Here is a 21,587-nt window from a genome sequence, read left to right as displayed (position 1 = left end):
TGAACCCGCCGCCTCATTCCGGTCGTTCGCCCACCTTCCGAAAACGGGTCGCCGGCGGTGAACTCAACTCTAACTTGTCGTCAGTAAGTTGTGTTCCGTGCCTCCTGGCCTAAGCGATTGCGTTCTTGCAATATCTCAGCTCAGCTCCGGCGTTAATTTAGATCAATCTAATGGACCCCTAATGAGTGCGCGCTTATCGACGGCCATTAGGATCGGGGAAGCCGCAAAGGCGATCTTCCGAAAAACTCAGAGCTTTCCAAGCCGAGAATTCGGAAAGCATGCAGACCTGAGCGAACGCGAACACGTCGGTGTTGAACCGATGCTTTTGGCGCTTTCTATGGAGCTGGCACTCAAAGCGTGGTTCGTCTTCGACCACGAAAATCCAAAAGTCGTCAAATCGCACAACCTGATAAGGCTGTTTGATCGCCTAAAGCCCGAAAGCCAAGAGAAACTCGACGCGGAGTTCAAAAGGTCAGTGGTCCCGTATCATCCCAATGGTTTCTACATCGAGTACAGCATTCGTCACATTCTGTATCAACACCAAGATGCCTTCACCGACTGGCGCTATCTTCACGAGGCAAAGAAATCGATGATGTTCGATCAGAGTGCTTTTGAGGCAACGCTCGAAATGGTGCTCCGTGAGTTCGAGAAGAGGTATCGGATTGAGCGGGTGAAGCCGCTTTGGCCATCCTGAATGTAGTCAGGATCGGAGGCCCCGATGCGGCCTTGATTGTTTCGAGCGGTAGCTTTGGGACCGGAGCTTTCCTTGCCGGAAGGGCTAACGACCGCAACGAGGCGGGCAGCGGCCTGACCGTCCCGGGCTTCAGGACCACGTGGCCTCGTCCGAAACCCACTTATGGAACGCGGCGATACGAGGGTCGGTCCAGCAATCTTTTCTGCAACACAAATGATAGGCCTCCGTGTCGTCAGAGATCTGCATATCTTTGAACGGCAGCACCAGTTCTCCCTTGGCAATCTCGTCGTGAAGCACAGAGAGGTCTCCGATCGCGACGCCCTGGCCCATGGCCGCGGCACGATAGGCCATATCGGCACTGGGAAAAACCTCACCCGAGTTCACGTCAAGAAGGTTCGGCGCAAATCGCCCAGCCCAAACTTTCCAATCGTGCCGATCAGGCGTCTCGTGCAGCAGGTTATGGTGAACCAGGTCGGCAGGAAACGTTATTGGCACGCCCCTCTCCAGTAGCTTTGGAGAGCAAACTGGGGTGCCGAACGATTGCAACACCAACACCGCCTCGATATCTTTCGGCCGATTTGGATAACCGCAGTCAAAGGCGAGATCGAACTCACCTCCGAAGAAAATTTCCCAGTCAAAAGGAGCGGTCGTTACCCGAATACCGATTGCAGGCCATTGCTGCTTGAAACGGTCAAGCCGCGGGAGCAGCCACCGAATGGAGAAGGTGGGCGGGCAGATAACCTTCAGATGCCGAGGCTGGCGTTGCACGTCTTGAGCTCCCGCGGCAATGCTTTCGAACGCGGCCGCCAGGATCGGTTGAAAATTGCGCCCCGCATCGGTCAAAACCAACCGGCGCGGCAATCGTCGAAACAATTCCACTTGCAATGCTGTTTCCAACAGCTTGACGTGCCTGCTGATCGCTCCTTCGGTCACGCATAGCTCCTCAGCCGCGCGCGCAAAGCTTTCGTGGCGCGCGGCTGCTTCAAAGGCCCGAAGCGCATTGAGTGAAGGGAGACGCATCGACTGTCACTACCTCAGGAATTCTGAGCCTATCCCAGAGAAAGACTGGTTTGTAGCCGGTACGCTGTCTGCCTACGCTGTCATCTGCAAGCGCGAGGTTGGCACGGAGGCCTGACGGTGAGCAACAATCTTCTTGCATCGACGTTTCAGGACTTGTCCCATGAGGTTCGAGCAATCAGAATAGCTCGCTATGTCTCAAGATGGCGGCAACGGCATTTCTACCGCCGTGACCTAGCGCGACTATCGGGGGTAGCGCCGCACATGATCGACGATATTGGATTGACGGAGGACGAAGTGGAGTCTGAACTTGCAAAGCCATTCTGGCGATGATCGGATCCTGACTAGGCCGACCACTTGAAAGCTGGAACCCTTTGTCGAGTGCGCTAAGCTCCCCCTCAGGTCAAGTCACGACGCGCCCACGCCAACCCTGAATGTCCGGCCTTGAAGATTCGCAGACCGAAGCTGCCGGTCAGCTACCGGCTCAAAAAATCTACCGGTCAGCAATGCGCCTTAACTCGACCAGAGAGTTCAATTTTGCAGCGGCCCGAATGGAGACATCGCCGGCGACCACGCCGGACGCCGCGGTTGCGCCTCAAAATCGTTGTTAAAGAATGGCCCCTAATTCGGCTGATCAATTGCCGCCCTCAAGCGGGCTCAGCCCGCGGGGCTTTCCCTTCTCACCAATTTCCCGTCTGGTTCTGCGCTGCACTCTTAAGCGCGAGAGAGGCGGATGTATCGAAACTGTCGGCGCAGGCCGCCTCGACGTCTGCTTTGGTTAAGCCAACGTCGCGCAGAAGGAAGTTGGACAGGTGACCAAGCCCACGCTTTATGTTGCGGCGGGTCCGCCACTCACAGACAAGGGCCAGCAGCCGTTCGAGCGGAGGATCAAAAAAAGTGCGCGGCACGCGCAGTGCGGTCTCGCCTAGTGTCGTTTGCGTAATGTTACGCCAGGTCATGGTAGCCTCCGTTGGGGGATGCACGAATGACGACCACCATCATGGCAGAGGACGGGAAGGGGCCAGCGCACCTTCGGAAGCACTCCGCTTCAGATTGTGAACTGGCCTTAGAGCTCCGCAAGGCCTAACCTGCGGCAAAGGAGCGGTCAGCCATGACGCGACGGCCTTACGGACTGGTCTGCCCGATCTCGCACGCCTGCGAGTTCCTGGAGCCCCGCTGGACGATCCAAATCCTGACCGAACTCTGGAACGGCTCGACCCGCTTCAATGACATTCGCAAGGGGGTGGGCAACGTCTCGTCCGCCCTCTTGTCGAGGCGGCTCAAGGACATGGAAGCGTTGGGCCTGGTCGAGCGCGTCGAGGACGGGGCGACGGGCGCCATCTGCTATTTCCGTACCCAGAAGTCGATAAACCTCAGGGAAGCGCCATGGAAAGCACGTGCAGTAACGGTTGATTCAACCATTGCTGGTATAAGTGTGGGGTGGGTGGCGGCTCCGACAGTTCGGGGTGGAACTCAATGCCGAAGCCGCCTGCGCAGCCAAGGTTGGGGTTTGACCGCGCCGTCCTATTCTGGGACAGCGCGGTCAACGATTCGTTAAAACGCTCCGGAACTAATTAAGCACGCGCTAATTGACTCGCGGTCTCGGGAGTCAGTGCATGCGTGAAGTTCATTCCTCCGATGATGGAGCCGATTTGGCGGGACAAGCCTCCCGAGGGCATTGGACAGCGTCACGTACCGGCCGCCGTCTTCGTCTTCCCTCTTCCTAGAGATCCGCCATTCGTTGGGCGAGTGGGTTGTTCGCATCATAGGGAGGAACGGTGAACGCCGCAAATGCTACGGCCGGACTGCAGCTTCCATCCTTGGCCTCCGCAATTAATCGGCACGCATTCCTATAGGCCGCCGCTTCTTTATTTGGCCACTGCCCCAGGAGCGCTTCCTCGGCCTCACAGATAGAGGAAACCGTCATTGATTTCCGGTCTTCCATGCAGAACCAGTGCGATGCCATGCGCGGCTTTGCAAATCCGAAGCCTCCATCCTTGCCGCAGCCGGCATGTTCACATGCATGATTGTCGACGCGTCGTCGTCGCGGAGTGGCCCTGTCATGTATGGCCTCTGCCAAAGACAATGCACGATCAAGGTCATGCGGGATAGTTCGCCAGGCACCATATGGCGGTTAATTCAGCGATGGCCGCCTTTTGGCTGAGAGGTGAGAGGCCGCGCATCTGCTTTCCCATCTTGCTGACAGCGCGATGTATGGCCGGCAGCTCGCGCCTTATCGTGGCGTAGATTTCGGGCTGTTCGGATTCAGTCGCAATCGTCGGTTTCATGGTTTGTCTCCAATTTGCCCGCAGTGAACAAAATAGGAACACGGTAGTCAATCCCTCTTGACTGGACAGGAATATGTTCCTCATTTTTGTTCACTATGGCGCACGATCCGATCGACACTCTGGGAAGGCGACCCGGCACAACATGCTTGTGAAAGCCGAGTGCAGCTGCGGCAACGTCCGCTACTGCCGGTCCGCGGACCTGATGATGGTCTAATGGCGGCGGCGTGGATCCCTTGAAGCTCAATTTCGACTGCAACAGGTGTAAGCCGCAGATCAAAATCACGCTTCTCGAGGTCCATCCCGAGCATCTCCCCAAGAGTCACGCATCGAGTTCCCCGCTCCTCCCAGGAAGATTCCCGGTTCATGTCGTTTATTGCTAGGCGCAGAGGCCTGCACCAACGCTTTGAAGGTCAGCAATGCGCCCAACGTCGGCCGTTAAGATCAGGCTCGCCGTTTCCTCAAAGGAGACGTTCGGCTTGGGCGACATGATCTCCGGGTTTGGCCCAAAGCGGGCCTTGGGTGGCCTTTCAGGCCAAGCTCAGCTTGTCCGCTCAGCCGAACGACGGCGTGGCGCAATGTCAAACGGGCAGTGGCACAGGAGAGCATCGAGGGATCAGCGAGCCCAAGGGCTTACGGCATGGCTTTGCCTTGGGCGCCACCCACTCCGGATTTCCCCTCAATCTGCTCCAGCCTAGTCACCCGCGGCGACGGACATCGCCAATTCCGGTGTGCCGTTGAAGGTCGGCATGGCTCCGACCGCCGATAAGACCGTCGCGATGTTCATGCGCTACATCCACAACGAAGACGACCCGGTCCCGTCGCCGATCGATTGTGACGTCCAACGCGCCGGCAATCATCGTGCCCGCGCCGGAGGCTGCCGAAGCCGCGCCGAGCAAAGGCCGGCGTGGCCTGTCAGCACGGAGACGGCGGCATGAAAGCCCCAAACCCATAGCCACACGTCGGGTATGGTCCGACGCGATGGCCGACCGCACAATCGCGCTCGGTCGCCCCAACATTTCGAACGGGCCGGCAATGTCCAAAAGATTGACGCCTTCATAATCAGGAATTCCAAGTTTCGTTGGAGGCCCTTCCTACTCGGCGACGAGCAATTCCCGGATATTGATCGTTGGATTTCCGACTTCGCTTAGGGCCAGCACACGGTCCTTGCCTTTCGCGCCAAGCACCTCGATGCGTACCTCGAGCTTCTTGCCGGCCACGTCCGAACGATTGGCCCTCAGATCGACGTTAACGGTCTCGCGTTTCACACAGCTTGGGCATTTTTTGGGTTCGGTCCCTTGAAAAAAGGCGTGCCGCGCAACTCTCTTGCCGTCCGCAAGGAGTTGGACTTCAAAACTGCCGGATATGGCCAGGCGTGCTATGTTTTTCACGCGAATGGAGAGCCTGGCCTTGCGCGGGATGCTGAACGACTGATCGGCCGAGATATTGCCTCGCGCAACCCTGGCCAAGGCGCTGAACAGCGACGCCGCCGGATCCTCATAGGCGTACTGCGACGCGTCGATCGCCTGAGCGGCTGTTTCCGTGAACGGTTTCAGTTCGTTAAAGGGAGCTACATCCAGCCAATCCATGTCCGGGATGCTGAGCGTCTTGCGAAAGTCTTCAAGCGACACGGCTTGGTGGCGCTGCTGCCATGCCCACCACATGCGCTCCCAGTTGCAATGGAAGAGCCAGAAAATCGGATCGAAGGCCGCAATATCGGGTGTTTGCATCGCAGGACCGCACGACACGTGCCCGTCGTCGTGCGCTTGCTCGATCTGCTGGGTAAAGCTTTCAAACGTCGGGGAATCTAGCGCGCCCTTTATGGTCCCCTCGACATCGCGATCGACCATCTCGGCATGGATTTTCTTGGCGGAGTGCCGTTTTGTCGCCGTGCCGGCGGGGTACTGTGGCGCAGCGTCGCGTTGCAAAGTGTAGCTGTCGAACGGCGGCTGAAACATCCACGCTGGCGGCTGACGGACGACGTTCCAATAGGGCAGCTTGATATCCTCGCACTTTGGAACCGACTGGAGACCCGCCTCGAAGCGGTCGATGAAAATGCGGTGCCAGGGATTGTATCGCTCTTCATGATGAAGGCAGTTTACCGGTGTCGGAAACCAATGAATATCAGCGAGCGCAAAATAGCTCTGCGGATGGTCTGGCGAACGCTCCATGATCGTCCGAAAGGCTAGTGCGAGTCTTTCAACTTCTTCCTTCGACATGTTCTCGGCATCGCGTCGGAACGCCCCGCGGGCGGTTGCCGCCAAACTGGACATTGTCTTCAGGACCTTCGCTGGCGCGTTTCCCATCGGAAATCCGCCACTGATCCAGTTCTTGAACGTTTTAACGCGGTTCTGCGACCAACGCCTTTCCGGTTCCGGAGGCATCGATCCGGATTTGGTCTGGGAGTAGATTGAGGTGGCGTTTGCCTTTACCCCGTCGTAGGTAGCGAGATCGACGCCACGCGGCGCCATATGATCCACATCTATGGCTTCAAAGAAAAATTTGATGTGTTCCAGGAAAGTTGGATTGTCGACAACTTTGTCCTCACTGTCCGGCATAGTGCATCCCCCATTTTAGAACTCACAATCAAGCGGCCAGCCCGCGGATTGACACTGTCCGATGCAACTGCCTTGTCGATTTTGGCAGCATTGGATTCCGCAGGACAGGCTTCTAGGCTGCCGATTGCTGGATATTGCCCTCCAGGGCCACTTGCGCTAGCAACGCATGAGGCACAAAGCCAAATCAAAGCCGCAAACGCAGCCGTGGTGCGAACCTCACGCATCACGGTCGCCTCTCAATTAAAAGAAATACAAACAATCCCTCCTGCGTTATTTTGCACGACTTACAAGGATTTGCAATAGCCTTGTTAAGTATAGATGGTTAAACTGTATTTTACATAATTGGCGTCTGCTGTCGTGGAGACGCATGGGAGGATAAACACCGCCAAAGGGGGCATCCACCTCGGGTAAGATGTGGCCATGGGGCAACGTCCGCTTCGGTGGAGTCGTTCCGAATAACGTCTCTGGTAGCCCTGCTGCTGTGAACCAGCCCGAGCGGAAGGGCACGCCGCTCGGCTGTTCCGAGATCGCGTCTTAGATGCCAAATGTTACGATCAACGGGCAATGGTCCGCGATTCCCAGCAGTGGCTCAGGGTTGTCTTTATTCGGTACATTGCCGATATTCTTGCAGTCCGCCTGCCAGTTGGCTGTCGCGATCGGGACAGATGAGAGCATATAGGTGGCGGACGATTTCCGCGGACGTGCTCTGGCGCATTAGGGAGCCTGATCTGAGCTTGCGCCTGTGGACCAGATGGCACTATTTCTATTGCGCAGTATCCAACTATGCGAGGCGTCGCTTGAGTGTAGAATTCGATCACGGACCACCTGATCCATTTGCGCAACACTTTGCAGCGATGCCGGACTACGCGCCCTTCAAGCAATTCTTCTGGTACGATTGGGGGCCGGTGTTCTACCGCGGCCGGCTCGATGGGTCGGCACGGGTGCTGTGCATCGCGTCTGATCCGGGTGCGACCGAGAGGCTGGTCGGACGGACGCTGGTCGGCGACGCCGGACAGCGCGTTCAGGGATTCCTCGCCAAACTCGGTCTCACTAGATCCTATCTCTGTCTCAATGCCTATGCGCTGGCGCTGATACCGAGCCAAGCCGCTGGCGGCGACGATGTGCTCGATGCGCCTGACCACAAGGCATGGCGGAACGCGCTCTACGACATGGCGAAGACGGCCAGGGTGCAGGCGATCATCGGGTTTGGAGTGCAGGCGCAGCAGGCGGTAACCAAATGGCCGGGCAAAGGCACGACTCCGGTGTTCAAGCTGCCGCATCCGAGCAGCCGTGACCCGGCGGCACTGGCCGATGGCTGGCGCGTGGCGATCACGCAATTGCGCGCACTGGTCACGCCGGACGCCGATGGGGATACTACCCTTCCCAATTACGAGGCGCAGGTGGCGGAAGCCGACTACCGGCCCATCCCGAAGCGCGACCTCCCCTATGGTTTGCCGGCATTCGTCGGCGACGATGCGTGGCTCAGGGCGCAGACTCCGGCAAAGTTTGCGAGCGTCAGCAGGCCGCGGCCGGACGACCGGCATACATTGATCTGGACGGCGCCGAAGACGGTCTGAACCAAAGGAGGGGCGACAATGCAGGCGAGCAAGCGGGCCTATCGCGGGCGTGTGGTGCAGATGGACGCGGCGTTCAGTGTGCTCAAGGACGCGGTGATCTGGATCGAAGGCAACCGGATCAAGGCGGTGCTCGACGCCGCGGCGACGCCACCGCAGGGGTTCGAGCACATGACGCCCATCAACACCGGCGGAACATTCTATCCGGGGCTGATCGAGCTCCACAACCACCTGGGCTACGACATATTGAAGCTTTGGGATGTCCCTAAGCTCTATTGCAATCGCGGCCAGTGGCAAGGCTCGCCTCCCTACCAGGCCGGCGTGAGCGGACCAATGGGCGTGCTGGGCAAGACGCCTGGCGTGGCACCGGCGATTGCCCGCTACACGGAGGCCAAATGCCTAATGGGCGGGACGACTACGTCACAGGGCATCACCCTGTTCAGCGCGCCGGGACTGATGCGACAGTACAGAGGAATAGTTCGGAACGTCGAGGAGAGTCTCGACAGCACACTGCCCGATGCCAAGGCGCGCATCCCGGACTATGCCGCCAAAGACAAAGACAATTTCCTCGGCTACCTGAAGGATTTTCCATGCCTCTTGATGCATCTCAGCGAAGGGATCGATGCGAGCGCGCGCAAGCATTTCCTCGACCTAGAGATTAGTCCCAATGTGTGGGCGATCGCGGCGTCGCTGACCGGAATTCATTGCAACGCGCTGACGCGGAAGGATTTCGACCGGTTGGCCGCAGTGCGCGCAGGTATGGTGTGGTCGCCGCTGTCAAACTTCATGCTCTATGGCCAGACGGCCGACATTAAGTCAGCGCGCGCGGCGGGCGTGCGGATCGGGCTTGGCTCGGATTGGTCGCCGAGCGGTAGCAAGAATTTGCTACACGAGTTGAAGGTGGTACGGGTGGTTAACTCGGTACAGGCGCTCGGGTTTTCCGATCGCGATATCGTCGCGATGGCGACCATTGTGGCGGCGGGCCTATTGCGGTGGGACCGCTATCTCGGCTCGATCGAAGCCGGGAAATATGCCGATCTGGTGTTGGTTAGGGGCAAGGCCGGCGATGCCTATGAGCATCTGCTGAAGGCGGACGAGACCAGAATCGACCTCGTCGTGATCGACGGCTTGCCTCGCTATGCGATCAAGAAACTGACGGCGGGGTTTTCAGGAACAGGGGAGGTGATCAGTTTTGCGGGTGAGACGCGTTATCTCAATCTCGACGATGCCAACGCCGACGAGATCGTCGCGGGACTGTCGCTGAAGGTCGCCACCAAGACGTTGAGTAATGCGATGAAGAACTTGCCGACGTTGGCAAAGAAGCAGGCCAAGTTGCCACCGTCGCCACTGATGACGATGGCAATGGACGGCGCGCGACGGAGGGTGTTCGGACAGGGTCCGACCCCGCGGGCCGACTGGACTCTCGTTCTGGACCAAGACGAGCCGCCGGACGAGAACTTGCGCCCACGCTTCGACAGCGAGGCGCCGCTGCCCGGAACGATCCGGATGTCCGCGATGCCGACGGCCACAAAGGCGCCAGCGGTTTTGAAGCCGCTGGAACTCGATGAACTGACCGTCACGGGCGATCCCGGCTATTATCCAGCGCTTGCGGGCCAGCGCAACATTCCTCAGGCGATCAAGGACGGGTTACAGCCTTAAAGTGGGGACGAGGGGAGAACTGAAATTTCAGGCCGTTTATTGAATAAGGGGCTCTTCGGTCCGGCTAGGGTCTCCGAGCGTCCGCCTTGCAAACGTAGCGGTCCTGTATCCCAATCTCTGTCTTTTTCTTCGCGGCTCAGTTTTAGTCAATCCACTCGAACGTCGGGCAGGCCGTCTCCCCACTAGTCGAGTCGGCGATCGGAGCCTCCATGAGATCGCGTGCGATCGACGTCATTTCGTGCATACCGTTCATGATCGCGGTGTAGAGCGCATTGGGCGTGCCGTTGATCGCTTCGCCGAGTTGCCGCAGCATCATGGTGTATCGGTTGTTGAAGGCGTCGTTCAGCGCCGCTATTCTGGAACCCTTGGGATAATCCGTTGTCCGGGCATTCTGTTTTATCGGATACACCGCAGTATAGTCGACAGGCATCGCGATGCCTGTCGGCGGTTTGCCGGGGTTGTCAGTCTTTGAAAAGTGCCGTTCGAAGAAGATTTCGCTGAAGCGGTAGTAGTGACCCATATCGAGCGGGTGGTCGACGCTAGCCGCGAGCCTATCCTGGGTCCAAGGCCACGCGCCTTCACCTTGGTCCACCACCGTCCTCAGGGCGGCCTTTGCGCTTTCAAGGTCGGTCACAATCCTTATTGTTCCACCACCTCCCCAGAAAAAATCGCTCTCGAGTTGGTGGCTGGGATCGCCGCTAAACAGCTTGCCTGGAAGCGCGGCATCGAGTTCCTCCAACAGAGAGACGATCTCACCATAGAACTCCCCAATGGTGGGTGCGGGGACATCTATCACGTCGTGCAACCATGCCGTCTTGGTAACAGGTTGCTGTGGCTGCTCGATCTTCATGAAAGTAACCATCGATGCCTTGGAAAATCGCTCCAGGTTGATTGGAAACGTCCGGTCAGCGAAGGGTCGGCCCTCAAACGTCATCGTTAGAGGGTATCTCGGACAGTTCGACTTTCCGACGAACGGACGACCGCCGACAGCATTCATGACATTTGCGACCAGGGCCAAATGAAGCATCTCTTCCATCGCGACACCACGGATGAGGTCCGCCGCTACCCGGTTAGAACTTCGTTTAATGCTGAGAAGGGCCACGAGGTATGGGGGCAGGGTTGCCCACTCCAGTTCCAAGGCCAGTTGCAGTCGAGCCAGCAGCGTTCGGTGCTTCTCCTCTCTTTCAGCTTCGTTCACTAGACGCCGCCTCCCGCGTTCAAATGATCCCCGAGCCTGATAGCCAGAGCCGTGAGCGTCAGGGTCGGATTTATTGCGCCGATGTTTGGGAATACAGCATTCGAGATCACATATAGATTGTCGATCCCATGAACTCTCAGATCGGCATCGACCACGCCATCTTGCTCCCTCGAACTCATCCTACAGACGGAGGCAGCGTGATCTGCGCGCCATGACAATGATTTCGTCCCCGTGGGGGTGCATCCATAGCTTTTAGTATTTCGCCGACCTGCGCTTCGACATCCTTCATTCGTTGGTCAAAGTCAGGGTCTTTGGTGTACTCTACTTGGGTCATTGGTATCCCGACCCGGTTGTACTTGACCTTGCCGTTCGCTTCCTTGGCGACAGTTACCCGATTATAGTGGCGTCCAAAGACCTCGATCATTCCGTGGATTTGAACGCCATTTCGACCTGTGAGCGCCGCGTCGATCTCGGCGCGAGATTGACCCTTCTGAAGGCTATCGGCAAGTCGAAATCCGACGGCGTCTGGGGGTGAGACGAGCACGTATTTTCCGGCAGCTTGCTGGGGTTCGCTGTCAAAGTGCCGCGACACGAGGGTTGGAAAATCCATCTCGGCCTGGAGACGAAGCGGATTGGCAGGCAACAGCCCTTCGAAAGTAAAGTAAGGATGCGTAACGAGATACCGACCCACCAGATCATGGTTATTGCCAAGCCCATTTCGCCAATCATCTGAAACAGAGCGCTGGAGCAGCTTGGCAGACTCGATGGTGCCGGCGGCGACAATCACCCGATCGGCCTCAACATCTTGAGAGGCTCCGGTCTCGCGATCCCAAAATGTTACACCTTTGACCCTACGCTTTCCGTCTGTGATGATGCGATCGACGATGGCGCCGAGCCGCACCGACAGGCCAGGCCAATCGTTCCACTCGATGAAATCATCGAGGTAGTTGCAAGCAGCGTAGCGCGCACCGAAAGGACAATATTTGCAGGTTCCGGTTGTTTGGCACGGAGCATGCCTCGACGGTTCACCCGATACGCCGCGCCTGGCTATCGGCAAATGGCCAAAATCGAAATCAAGCTTCTTGAGTCCATCCGCGATCGGGCGATCCATCAACGTGAAAGGAAACTCGCGAAACGGGTAGTCGCGACTGCGCTTGAGCAGAGGATCGCGAGAATCCCCCGATACTGCCAAATGGTGTTCGGCACGGCAGTAGAATGGTTCAAGCTCATCGTAGTCGAAGGGCCAGTCGATGCCTTCGCCGGTATTCGACCTCAAATGGAAGTCTTCAGGCTTCAGCCGGAACGCCCAGCCACCCCAATGCAGGGTCGATCCTCCGTACGCGAAGACTCTGGCACCATTGAGCGGCATGTCCGTGCCACCCGCACTAGTGTTTTCACCTGGAAAATCGCGCTGTGGATATGGCAGATCAGTGTACTGCTCGTACGGCGTCTGGCGGGTCAGCATGTATTGCTCCCACAAGCCAAAATCCTTGGTCTTGACCCGGACGCCGGCCTCAAGAATGAGCACCGACGCTTGCGGGTTATCTGCAAGAAGCCTCTGAGCGACGGCGGTTGCAGCCACACCGGAGCCGACGATGACAGTACCGACTTTCATCGTTTATCGCTCCCGATATGGGGTTGGCTCCCCATCGGTATTCGCGCCGCCAAAATAGCCCCGATAATTGATCGCGCCGAAGGACTTGAATCCTCCGAGAGCCAGTCGGAGAGAGATGAATTCATTCACCACGAACCGCTGTACCGCCTCAAGTCGCGTGGCTGGGATCCCCGATTGGACCACTCGCGGCTTCTGGGCAAAGAGGCGTTCGAGAGCTGCCGCCGGTCCAATGTCTGCGGTCAAGCTTTCAAAATATGCCGCACCGTCGACGTAGTAACCCTCATACACGGGATTCAAGTTTGTCCTGTTCTCAAGGAACGTTTCAAAACGAAGTCGATAGCCGGTGGGCTGGTCCTCAAGGGACCAATGCTCACCGATCGCGACGAAAATCGTCCACAATGTCTCTATTGTTTCCCGTGCGAGCGGCTTCAGGGATCTGCTTAATGGGTGCATCGCGCGACGTTGATACATTTGGATGTCCCATCTAAGAGTTTATGTTGGAATGGGTGTCCAGCGAAGATCGTCCTGCAGCCGGCGCCGGTACGGCGTCATAACCTGTGAAGGTGTCTTGCGTACATATGCTTCGGCGTCAGCGTGATCACCACTTTCAATCAGGTCTCTGAAGTGCCTGAGCACAGCAGTGTATTGCGGCACGACGTTGGGACTACCTTTCAGTCCGGGTTTCAGGTTCGTCCACACCACTGCATCAAGGTTGTGGGCCAGGGCCCATGCCGCAATGGTTTGTGCACCTCGCCCATTTGACGCTCCATCTGCTTTCCGCCACCAACCAATTGAATACTGAATGTTCTCTTCTTTTATGTCCTCGCGCGTGGCCAGAGCATCTATTGCGGCGGCCTGACTATCGACCTTCATCAGCGCCCACAAGGATGTCACCGTCTCCGGAACGTTGGCGATCACGAGAGTTATGCGCTTTCGGCCTGATTCACGCGCAAACTCAATTGGTAGTATCGGGCCGTCCTTTTCCCACTCGCCAGACAATGGCAAGTTTCTTGGATCCCAAACCAACGACCCCCAACCCAAGCAAGCGATCTTCATCTGCGTCTCAATGCCGTTCGAAGGCTGAACCCCGACCAAATCCAGAAGCCACCGCCATAGTCGGTACCACACCCCTATCATCAACACTCCCAATCAAAGGGACCAGAATGAATAGGAGTAGTCCTTCTTAGGGAGACAGCAAAGGGCGCGGCGTCCAAAACCGCCACCGACCGCCAAAAGCGGATCACCTGTTGGCATCTTAGGAAAGGCCTATCGCCGTTTGTCCGAGGATGGACGCTACAGTCGTCCCCGAATGGTGGCAATATGGTTGCAATCCTCGCCACCTTGGGAATGGCGCATGCAATCTATCTCCGTAATATATTGATTTTATTGTGCCTTCCCGAGAGATGGGTGACGGTTCATTCCGGAGACATGGGTTACACTTTTGGCCCTTTGCAAGGAGACAAGGTGCCTTGGAAGGAGTGTAACGTCATGGAAGAGCGGCTGAAGTTCGTCGCCCGGCTGCTGGACGGCGAGAAGATGGCGGTGCTTTGCCGGGAGTTCGATATCTCGCGCAAGACCGGTTACAAGATCCTCGCGCGCTACAACGATAGTGGCCTGGAGGGGCTGACGGATCGATCGCGCCGGCCCTATCGCCAGGCCAATCAGCTTTCGTTTCAAATCGAGAAGCTGATTGTGCGCCTCAAGCAAGACAAGCCGACATGGGTTGCGCCGAAGATACGCGAGCGGCTGGCGCGGCTGTACCCCGATGTGCACAGGCCCGCGATCTCGACGGTGCATGCGGTTCTGGATCGGCACGGCATGGTCGAGCACCGCAAGCGGCGGCGCAACAGGGCGACCGGGACAGCGCTTTCAAGCGGCTGTCGCCCCAACGCGCTGTGTTGCGCCGACTACAAGGGCGAGTTCATGCTCGCCGACCGGCGCTATTGCTATCCGCTGACGATCACCGACTTCGCCAGCCGCTATCTCATCGCCAGCGAGGCGCTGTCGACCACCAAGGAAGCCTATGCCTTCACAGTGTTCGAAAGCCTTCTCAAAGAATTCGGCCTGCCCAGCGCGATCCGCACCGACAATGGCGTTCCCTTCGCAAGCCCCAACGCGCTGTTCAACCTCAGTAGGCTGTCGGTCTGGTGGCTGCGCCTGGACATCGACATCAAGCGCATCAAGCCGGGCTGCCCGCAGCACATTCGTGGAAGCTCTTGTACGCCGCCTTCGCGTCCAACTGGAAGTGTTTGTCGCCGATATGTTGGCCAAAGCGGAGCCGGTGGACCATACCGAGCTCCCTGGACAATTTGATCAGATCGCGGATCCTAAGTGGGTCGATGATCCTGGGGCAAACCCATTTGCCTTCCAGTTGGATGGAAGGCTTCGCAAGCTTTCCAGGGAACGTGGATCCGTTCGCATAGCGTCGCTGGAACGAGAACCTCAGTCTCCGGCTCGTTCTGCTTAGCTCACGAACGTCTGAAAAGGGTCGGCAGTGGAACGGCGGCTTGCCGACGCGATTGCCCCGAAAGCTGACGGCCCGCTTCCGGCCCCAGTTCAGACTACGATCCGTGTTTCACATCGCATATTGATAAGCGTCAGCCCTTGAGGCTGATCGGGTAAACTGTCTCAGTCCGGCTTATCGCCCAAAGCCAATGCAGAGATGTCCATCCACATCGCTCCTCGTTGAGGGGAAATCGTTGTCGGTCCGGTCCGAAAACGGCGTCGGGGCGGGGATGGGCGCACCTATCGCGGCTCTTGATGAAGATCGCACGGTGACATCGGGCGGCATCCTGAAGTCGAACTCCCTTCCTTCGGGGGTTTGATGTAGTTTGGGCGGCTAGTCGCCGACAGCCATGGAGTTGGATACGATGACGTACTTCGATCTAGGCACCTTCTCCCGCCGGCTGGACAACACGCTTTCCGAGGCGCAGATGTGGTTCGACCGGGGACTGATCTGGCAATACGGATTTAACCACGAAGAGGCCATTGCCTGTTACGAGCGCGCGCTCGAGGTGGCGCCTTCGAACGTCATGGCGCGGTGGGGAATTGCCCACTGTCTGGGTCCAAACTACAACAAGCTATGGACCTCCTTCGGGCCTGAAGAGCGTATTGTCGCTTTGACGCGGGCGCATGTATTGCTGGCGGAAGCGTGCGATCTGTCTGCAATCGAAGTCGAGCGCGCCTTGCTTGATGCGCTGACATCGCGCTTCCCTACTGATCCAGAGATTGCGGATTATGGCCCTTGGAATGACGATTTCGCTGATGCGATGCGCACAGTGTACGAGAGGTTCCCTGACGATCTGGATGTGACCGCCATCTTCGTCGAGGCACTGATCAACCGCACGCCTTGGGCGCTGTGGGATACTCGGACCGGGCAGCCTTCGGCTGGCACCTCGACGGTGGAAGCGCGCGCGGCTTTGGACCGCGCCTTCACGACCCAGCCAGCAGCCTGGGGACATCCGGGGTTGTTGCATTTCTATATTCATCTGATGGAGATGTCGTCGACGCCAGAAAAAGCCTTGCCGCATGCAGATCGGCTGGTGCGCCTAGTGCCAGACTCTGGGCATCTTGTGCATATGGCGACGCATATTGACGTGCTTTGCGGCGACTACCACAAAGTCGTGGTGCGCAATCGGCAGGCGGCTCAGGTGGATCGTTCATATTTCGCTCATGCAGGCGGTGAGAACTTTTACACTGTCTACCGCATCCACAACCTTCACTTTCAAATCTACGGGGCCATGTTTCTTGGTCGCCCTTCGGATGCCTTCGAGGCCGCGAGGGCACTGGCAGAAAACCTGCCGGAGCCGGTGGTGCGTTACATGCCAGAGATGTTTGAAGCCTTCGCGCCGATGAAGTTGCACGTACTTATCCGCTTTGGCCGCTGGTCCTGCATCCTGGAAGAGGCCTTCCCTGACGATGCTGAGCTCTACTCGTTCAGCACCGTCCTGTTGCATTATGCCCGCACCGTAGCTCTGGCCAATCTCGGTAAAATCCCCCAGGCAGAGGAAAGCGCTAGCCTTTTCGCGGCCGCGCGCGATGCAGTGCAACCCGAGCGCATGCTGTTCAACAACCCATGCGCCGATATCCTCGAGGTTGCCGAAGCGATGATGCTGGGGGAGTTGCACTACAAGTCCGGTCGCGTCCATGAAGGCCTGGACTTCCTGCGGCGTGCGGTCGATCTCGACGACAATTTGCTCTATGATGAGCCATGGGGTTGGATGCAGCCGACGAGACACGCGCTTGGCGCATTGCTGATGGATGCCGGACTATATGGCGAAGCTGAGGCTGTCTATCGCGCGGACCTTGGGCTTGATGCGACGTTGCCGCGTCCTTGCCAACACCCACGCAACGTCTGGAGCCTACACGGCCTGCTTGAATGCCTTAGCCGACGTGGTGGCGCGGTAGAAACCATCGAGGTCCGACAGCAGTTGAATCAGGCTCTGGCGCATGCAGAGGTGCCGATCATGGCATCATGTGCCTGCCGGAGCGCATCGCAATAAGTGGCAAGCATCCGCTCGCCACGTTGCAGCCTCCTCAGCGCCATAAGAGCCAGCATCGAACAGCGTCTCGCACGCGTCCATTGCGCGCGCGAATCCGGCCGTCACTCTGGGGCTCAGTGAAGGGGTGATAGCGAGGCAGAGCTTACCCGCATGGGGCACTGGAGCAGCATCTGGCCTAGCGGATGCTCGAGATCGCGGACCTGCACTGCCACGGTTCGACAAGGACTTCGTGCAGGGCATGTCTGCCCTGCAGCCCCGGGTCATCCGTATGCATGCAACCCGCCTCAACGTCCGCTCAGACGTCGTCTGCCGAATGGCGGCTATCCGCCGAGCTCGCCCCGATAGCGGACCGACGGGTTCCGGCCCCAAACCTGCCAGTCCGCAATGCGCCCAATATCCGTCGTTGAGCAGACCCTAACCGCATCCCAAAAGCGGACATCCGAGCGAACATCCGCAGCCGCACGTTTGCACCAGTTGCCGACATTGACGCCGCTGGCGAACTCCATGAGCTTGACGATACGACCGCCGTTCATGTTTAAGATCGGCTCTTGACTCCTATGTAGCTCTTGCAGTTGCTGGCCTCGTAGCATCGGCCTTTCAACAGAAGTGCGGCCGACGGCCGACTCCGCCCTTTCTACATTCTTTCCATAATAACTTTTCCTGAACACCCGCTGCCAGCTCCGGTCCCTTTAAATCTGCCGGTTCCGTTGTCACCCTTTATGACCCCGCTCAGGGTGTTCCCGCCCGTTCTTCCTTTATATACAAAGGTGCTTTTCATATTGACGGCGCCGCTGCTGGAAATGTTTCCTGTAAATCCGGAGTCAGACGATACTCTGCCATCTCTTATGAAAACGCGTGTTGAGAGTTCTCGCCAATCGCCGCAGTCCGTTGTGGCTCGTCTGACTAATTTCCATGTGCCATTAAAGGCGCTTAGCCCGCTCGTCTGGGGCACACAATGATCGCCCTGCACCCTCATTCCGTCTTCACAAATAAGCGGGCAGATACGAGCTCCGACCGCCCTTAGTCTTTCCAGAAGTTCCGCTGTCGGTTCCAATGATGCAAGCTTGACACCTTGCCTGCCGGCATAGTCTTGAAGTGCTTTGCGGCTGCCCAAGCCCCATTTGCCGTCGGCATGGCCGGCCAGGCACCCCAGGCGAACCAGTTCCACTTGAGTGGCCCGTGTAAGTTCGCCAGCGTCTATGTTGCCTGCCGGTGACTGCGGCAGCGGATTGGGTTGTTCAAGGCTGGCGACTTCCATCGCCTTGGTATTGTCGGTTGCCTTAGCGATGCGCTCCGTCGTTGGCTGTCCCGCCACCTGTTTGGTGGAAGCCTGCCGTTCCGCTTCAAAACGCTTGGCGATACCGTCGATCTTTAGCCTGGCAAGGGCCGCAAAGACGCCCGTCGGAAACTGCTGTAGATACGCCTCGAAGAAGCTCTTGTCGGTTGAGTCCTTGATGGTCGCCCAATAGGCTAGCTCGACCGCGTTGTCTGGCGACGCAGTCTGCGGAAGCGAAGCAGACGCCTGTTTCGGCTCGGCCGTTGCCGCGAGAGGCTTCAAAACGACTTCTCCCGTAAGCGACGAATTTTCCCACGGCACCTGCTTCCCATCCGTGGCGGCCAGCACATCGCGGCGCACATCGACGAGGTCGCGCATGATATCCTGCCCAGGCGTGCCGAGGTGCGAGAGCAGTGCAGTTGTGAACGGAGAGTTCCGGCCCGCCCCGTCTATCGCGACGTTACCTGGTTGCGTTGCGAACGCGATTAGCGACCCGACTCCGCTGCCAAGTCTGGCAAGACCACGCCCTAGGGAACCGGAGCGCGTCCCCATGGAGCGGGAAAGCTTCTCCGCAAACGGATTATCCCGGCAGGCATCGAGGAAGATGAGGTTAACCTTCGTGCTGCGTTCCATCGCCGAAAGTACGAGGTCTATCGGCAGGGCCTCAAAGTCGAGGTCGTTGTAGCTGGACAACTGTGCATCCACCGGCACCATATAGTTGCTGCCATTCACCTGCAGGCCGTGTCCGGCATAGAAAAAAAGCGCCATGTCGGCACCGTCGAGCCTCTCCAAGAAGTTGCGTACTGTGCGTCGCATTCCCGCCAAGTCGAGGTCCTGGTCGCTCACGACCTGAAACCCAAGGCTTTCAAGTTTGGCAGCTATGTCGGAGGAGTCGTTCTTCGGATTGGCTAGTTGGACGGCATGCTGATAGGCAGAATTGCCAATGACCAACGCAACGCGTTTCTCGGCGACTGCCTGTCCCGAAACAGCGGCAAACAATAAAACCAAGAGAATGAAAGCGCTGCGCATGGCGAAACGGCTCCCCAAGGGAACTTGTAGCAGAGGCTAATGCAACCGAAAAGAGCTATGCCCCGGGCTGCGGACGAGTGGCCTGCGACTCTGAGATGGATTGGCGGACACCGTTTCGGTGCTGGGGTCGTGCATTCCAATGCAAACGGGCGACAATTTGCTTGATGCGCCTGAACGGGTATGCTGGCAGCGAGTAGCGCTTCCACTTAGGGGTGTATTTCGGCGTGCGGACACTTGGCCGGATCGTCAGCCTGCGGCGAGGGGGCATCGCCGCATCGCTCGCCTATCTGGTTCTGCTGGGCCTCTGGACCGCTCTCGTGTCACCGCCGTTGGAGAACATCCTGCGCGACGTGATGATGGTCTCGATCTCGCCGTTCACCCATGCTCCACCCAACATCGTCGTGGTCTCAATAACAGAACAGACCCTGGCGAATTTTCCATACCGCTCACCACTGGACCGTGGCTTCTTGGCCGACATGGTGGCCCGGATCGAGTCCGCCCGCCCTCTCGCCATCGGCATCGACCTACTGTTCGACCAGGCAACAGAGCCGGAAAAGGATGCCCGCCTCCAAACTGCCATTGAAACCGCCCGTGTGCCTGTGGTGATCGCCTCGGCTTCGCGGACTGACGGCCTTACCCAAAGACAATCCGACTATCTAAACGCGTTCGCTCCGTCGGCAAAGCGGGGCCTTGCAGCATTGTTGCATGACAATCTCGACGGCGTGGTCCGTGGGGCCTTCCCCGGTCGAGAAGGCGGCGGCGCTTGGATGCCAAGTTTTGTTGCAGTGATCGCAGCATCCACCGGCGTTGGTGGCGGCCACTCGCCGGAGGAGATGGTCTACTACCGCACGGGGAACAGCCTGCCCTTCAGCTTTCCAACCTATCCGGCACAGGCCGTTCCGCTGGCACCGCTCAGCTGGTTCGAGGGGAAATATGTTCTTATCGGTGTAGACCTACAGCAAATAGACCGTCATCCGACACCGTTCGCGTTGTTGAGCGGGGCGAAAATCGGTGTCCTCCCTGGCGTCGCGATCCACGCCCATTCGTTAGCCAGGCTCGTGTCCGGGAATCGGATAACGACCCCTTGGCCTGCAGTGGGCTATGCGCCAATGCTTCTTGTCGGGCTGTTCTGCTTATGGATCGTTTCGCGGCCGATCCCGGTGGTCCTCAAACCTGTCGCGGTCGCTTGTACGGTGCTGCTGGTATGGATCAGTGAGGCGTGGGCGTTCGCGCGGTTCGCAATCCTCGTTCCGATGGTCGCCCCTGCATTGCTTGTGGTCGGCCTGTCGGCGTTCGTTGGCTTCCTGGCTTGGAGACGGGACGCCAAGGCTCGCCAGTTCATTCTGAACGCGTTCTCGAAATATGTCAGTCCGGCCGTTGTTGCAGCGATTGTCAAGGAACCCAACGCTCTCCATCTCGGTGGCGAGAAGCGTGAGCTCACCTGTGTATTCACGGATGTCGAGGGATTTACGTCATTCAGCGAGCAACTCGCGCCAGAGGTGCTCGCAGATGTATTGAACGAATATCTGAACGGGCTCTGCGAGTTATTTGTCGAGCATGGTGCAACCATCGACAAGGTCATCGGCGATGCGGTGGTCGGCTTCTTCGGGGCTCCGGCAGCACAAAATGACCAAGCGGAGCGGGCGGTGTCTCTGGCACTTGCTGTGCAGGACCACGCGCAGCGGCTGCGCGAGAAATCGGCACGACGGGGCCATTCACTCGGATCCACCCGCATAGGTATTCATGGCGGGCCTGCAATCGTCGGCAACTTCGGGGGAAATCGGTTCTTCAACTACACAGCTATTGGAGACACGGTAAACACTGCGGCCCGACTGGAGGGCGCAAACAAGTACATCGGCACGAAAAATTGCATAAGCGCGGAAGTCGCGAAACAAGCAACGCGCTTCTTGCTGCGGCCTGCGGGAGTTCTGCACCTTAAGGGCAAGAACCAAGGCATCGAGGCTTTCGAGGCAATGAGCCGAACGTCAGAAAATACGATACTTTGCGAGGAATATGCAAAGGCGTACGCCCTGCTTGGCACCGACGATAAGCTCGCGACAGCGGCATTTGAGCTGTTGGTCACAAACTATCCACAAGACGCCCTGATCGCTTTTCATCATAGCCGTCTTGCAAGCGGACGCTTCCGAGCAGACATTCATCTTGCCGACAAATAGGGTCAT

The 21,587-nt window shown here is 58.0% G+C and carries 17 protein-coding genes and 1 pseudogene; 7 read left to right on the top strand and 11 right to left on the bottom strand.

Features of this window, described 5'->3' with window-relative positions; all coding sequences use genetic code 11:
- Window positions 1-181: 181 nt before the first annotated feature.
- Entirely contained in the window at window positions 182-694 is a 513-nt protein-coding gene (locus NL532_RS28935) for a hypothetical protein (protein ID WP_023829574.1), read from the top strand.
- 129 nt (window positions 695-823) lie between these two features.
- On the opposite strand, the gene NL532_RS28930 is transcribed toward NL532_RS28935, so the two are convergent.
- Window positions 824-1,714 (bottom strand): LysR substrate-binding domain-containing protein, encoded by an 891-nt coding sequence (locus NL532_RS28930; protein ID WP_023692425.1) that lies wholly within the window; start codon window positions 1,712-1,714, stop codon window positions 824-826.
- Window positions 1,715-2,391: 677 nt separating this feature from the next.
- Window positions 2,392-2,670: a DUF1127 domain-containing protein gene (locus tag NL532_RS28925; RefSeq protein ID WP_023697496.1), complete on the bottom strand. Its 279-nt coding sequence runs from the start codon at window positions 2,668-2,670 to the stop codon at window positions 2,392-2,394.
- A gap of 152 nt (window positions 2,671-2,822) precedes the next feature.
- Between NL532_RS28925 and NL532_RS28920 the strand changes: the two genes are divergently transcribed.
- Window positions 2,823-3,269, top strand: coding sequence for a winged helix-turn-helix transcriptional regulator (locus NL532_RS28920; RefSeq protein ID WP_081730871.1), 447 nt, complete (start codon window positions 2,823-2,825; stop codon window positions 3,267-3,269).
- A 165-nt stretch (window positions 3,270-3,434) separates the two neighbouring features.
- Here NL532_RS28920 and NL532_RS28915 read toward each other — a convergent pair whose 3' ends face one another.
- The 3 genes from NL532_RS28915 to NL532_RS28905 form a co-directional block, all read right to left on the bottom strand.
- Complete coding sequence (locus tag NL532_RS28915) at window positions 3,435-3,656, bottom strand: DUF982 domain-containing protein (RefSeq protein WP_280799659.1); 222 nt, start codon at window positions 3,654-3,656, stop codon at window positions 3,435-3,437.
- 154 nt (window positions 3,657-3,810) lie between these two features.
- On the bottom strand, window positions 3,811-3,999 hold the full coding sequence (locus NL532_RS28910) for a hypothetical protein (RefSeq protein WP_023692422.1): 189 nt from the start codon (window positions 3,997-3,999) through the stop codon (window positions 3,811-3,813).
- 1,091 nt (window positions 4,000-5,090) lie between these two features.
- Entirely contained in the window at window positions 5,091-6,554 is a 1,464-nt protein-coding gene (locus NL532_RS28905) for a tyrosinase family protein (protein ID WP_023692420.1), read from the bottom strand.
- Between the two features lie 797 nt (window positions 6,555-7,351).
- On the opposite strand from NL532_RS28905, the gene NL532_RS28900 reads away from it, so the two are divergent.
- Together NL532_RS28900 and NL532_RS28895 are read left to right on the top strand one after the other, a co-directional pair.
- Complete coding sequence (locus NL532_RS28900) at window positions 7,352-8,131, top strand: uracil-DNA glycosylase family protein (RefSeq protein WP_196813806.1); 780 nt, start codon at window positions 7,352-7,354, stop codon at window positions 8,129-8,131.
- Between the two features lie 18 nt (window positions 8,132-8,149).
- Complete coding sequence (locus NL532_RS28895; protein WP_023692418.1) at window positions 8,150-9,787, top strand: amidohydrolase family protein; 1,638 nt, start codon at window positions 8,150-8,152, stop codon at window positions 9,785-9,787.
- 142 nt (window positions 9,788-9,929) lie between these two features.
- Here the strand turns inward: NL532_RS28895 and NL532_RS28890 are convergent, their stop codons facing one another.
- From NL532_RS28890 to NL532_RS28870, 5 genes are read right to left on the bottom strand one after another with little or no spacing between them, the layout of a single operon-like run.
- Window positions 9,930-10,985, bottom strand: coding sequence for a ferritin-like domain-containing protein (locus NL532_RS28890; RefSeq protein ID WP_031196685.1), 1,056 nt, complete (start codon window positions 10,983-10,985; stop codon window positions 9,930-9,932).
- The gene (locus tag NL532_RS28885) at window positions 10,985-11,164 is read right to left on the bottom strand and encodes a GMC oxidoreductase (RefSeq protein WP_286487822.1); all 180 of its coding nucleotides are present in this window, start codon (window positions 11,162-11,164) and stop codon (window positions 10,985-10,987) included. The genes NL532_RS28890 and NL532_RS28885 overlap by 1 nt, the downstream gene beginning before the upstream one ends.
- A complete protein-coding gene (locus NL532_RS28880; RefSeq protein ID WP_286487820.1) occupies window positions 11,161-12,600 on the bottom strand; it encodes a GMC family oxidoreductase N-terminal domain-containing protein in 1,440 nt (479 codons plus the stop codon). The genes NL532_RS28885 and NL532_RS28880 overlap by 4 nt, the downstream gene beginning before the upstream one ends.
- Window positions 12,601-12,603: 3 nt before the next feature.
- Window positions 12,604-13,071 carry a hypothetical protein gene (locus tag NL532_RS28875; RefSeq protein ID WP_023827891.1) on the bottom strand — a complete coding sequence of 156 codons (468 nt, stop codon included), beginning with the start codon at window positions 13,069-13,071 and terminating at the stop codon, window positions 12,604-12,606.
- A gap of 21 nt (window positions 13,072-13,092) precedes the next feature.
- Window positions 13,093-13,656 carry a hypothetical protein gene (locus tag NL532_RS28870; RefSeq protein WP_023692414.1) on the bottom strand — a complete coding sequence of 188 codons (564 nt, stop codon included), beginning with the start codon at window positions 13,654-13,656 and terminating at the stop codon, window positions 13,093-13,095.
- 408 nt (window positions 13,657-14,064) lie between these two features.
- Between NL532_RS28870 and NL532_RS28865 the strand changes: the two are divergent.
- Together NL532_RS28865 and NL532_RS28860 are read left to right on the top strand one after the other, a co-directional pair.
- Window positions 14,065-14,799 (top strand): annotated as a pseudogene (locus NL532_RS28865) (helix-turn-helix domain-containing protein); the annotation flags it as partial.
- A 671-nt stretch (window positions 14,800-15,470) separates the two neighbouring features.
- Window positions 15,471-17,102, top strand: coding sequence for a tetratricopeptide repeat protein (locus NL532_RS28860; protein ID WP_023827892.1), 1,632 nt, complete (start codon window positions 15,471-15,473; stop codon window positions 17,100-17,102).
- A gap of 634 nt (window positions 17,103-17,736) precedes the next feature.
- Here NL532_RS28860 and NL532_RS28855 read toward each other — a convergent pair.
- A complete protein-coding gene (locus NL532_RS28855) occupies window positions 17,737-19,407 on the bottom strand; it encodes a caspase family protein (protein ID WP_050590905.1) in 1,671 nt (556 codons plus the stop codon).
- Between the two features lie 224 nt (window positions 19,408-19,631).
- Between NL532_RS28855 and NL532_RS28850 the strand changes: the two genes are divergently transcribed.
- Window positions 19,632-21,581 (top strand): CHASE2 domain-containing protein, encoded by a 1,950-nt coding sequence (locus NL532_RS28850; RefSeq protein WP_023713199.1) that lies wholly within the window; start codon window positions 19,632-19,634, stop codon window positions 21,579-21,581.
- The last annotated feature ends 6 nt before the right edge of the window (window positions 21,582-21,587 follow it).

This window comes from Mesorhizobium sp. C120A (genome assembly GCF_030323105.1).
GTDB lineage: Bacteria > Pseudomonadota > Alphaproteobacteria > Rhizobiales > Rhizobiaceae > Mesorhizobium.
Note: the sequence above shows the minus strand (reverse complement) of the source record. Positions and strands in the feature narration are given on the sequence as shown.

Bases quoted from the DNA above. Each gene is read 5' to 3' on its own strand.
- NL532_RS28935 (WP_023829574.1), top strand. From the start codon at position 182: ATGAGTGCGCGCTTATCGACGGCCATTAGGATCGGGGAAGCCGCAAAG.
- NL532_RS28930 (WP_023692425.1), bottom strand. From the start codon at position 1,714: ATGCGTCTCCCTTCACTCAATGCGCTTCGGGCCTTTGAAGCAGCCGCG.
- NL532_RS28925 (WP_023697496.1), bottom strand. From the start codon at position 2,670: ATGACCTGGCGTAACATTACGCAAACGACACTAGGCGAGACCGCACTG.
- NL532_RS28920 (WP_081730871.1), top strand. From the start codon at position 2,823: ATGACGCGACGGCCTTACGGACTGGTCTGCCCGATCTCGCACGCCTGC.
- NL532_RS28915 (WP_280799659.1), bottom strand. From the start codon at position 3,656: ATGGAAGACCGGAAATCAATGACGGTTTCCTCTATCTGTGAGGCCGAG.
- NL532_RS28910 (WP_023692422.1), bottom strand. From the start codon at position 3,999: ATGAAACCGACGATTGCGACTGAATCCGAACAGCCCGAAATCTACGCC.
- NL532_RS28905 (WP_023692420.1), bottom strand. From the start codon at position 6,554: ATGCCGGACAGTGAGGACAAAGTTGTCGACAATCCAACTTTCCTGGAA.
- NL532_RS28895 (WP_023692418.1), top strand. From the start codon at position 8,150: ATGCAGGCGAGCAAGCGGGCCTATCGCGGGCGTGTGGTGCAGATGGAC.
- NL532_RS28885 (WP_286487822.1), bottom strand. From the start codon at position 11,164: ATGAGTTCGAGGGAGCAAGATGGCGTGGTCGATGCCGATCTGAGAGTT.
- NL532_RS28880 (WP_286487820.1), bottom strand. From the start codon at position 12,600: ATGAAAGTCGGTACTGTCATCGTCGGCTCCGGTGTGGCTGCAACCGCC.
- NL532_RS28875 (WP_023827891.1), bottom strand. From the start codon at position 13,071: ATGTATCAACGTCGCGCGATGCACCCATTAAGCAGATCCCTGAAGCCG.
- NL532_RS28870 (WP_023692414.1), bottom strand. From the start codon at position 13,656: ATGAAGATCGCTTGCTTGGGTTGGGGGTCGTTGGTTTGGGATCCAAGA.
- NL532_RS28860 (WP_023827892.1), top strand. From the start codon at position 15,471: ATGACGTACTTCGATCTAGGCACCTTCTCCCGCCGGCTGGACAACACG.
- NL532_RS28855 (WP_050590905.1), bottom strand. From the start codon at position 19,407: ATGCGCAGCGCTTTCATTCTCTTGGTTTTATTGTTTGCCGCTGTTTCG.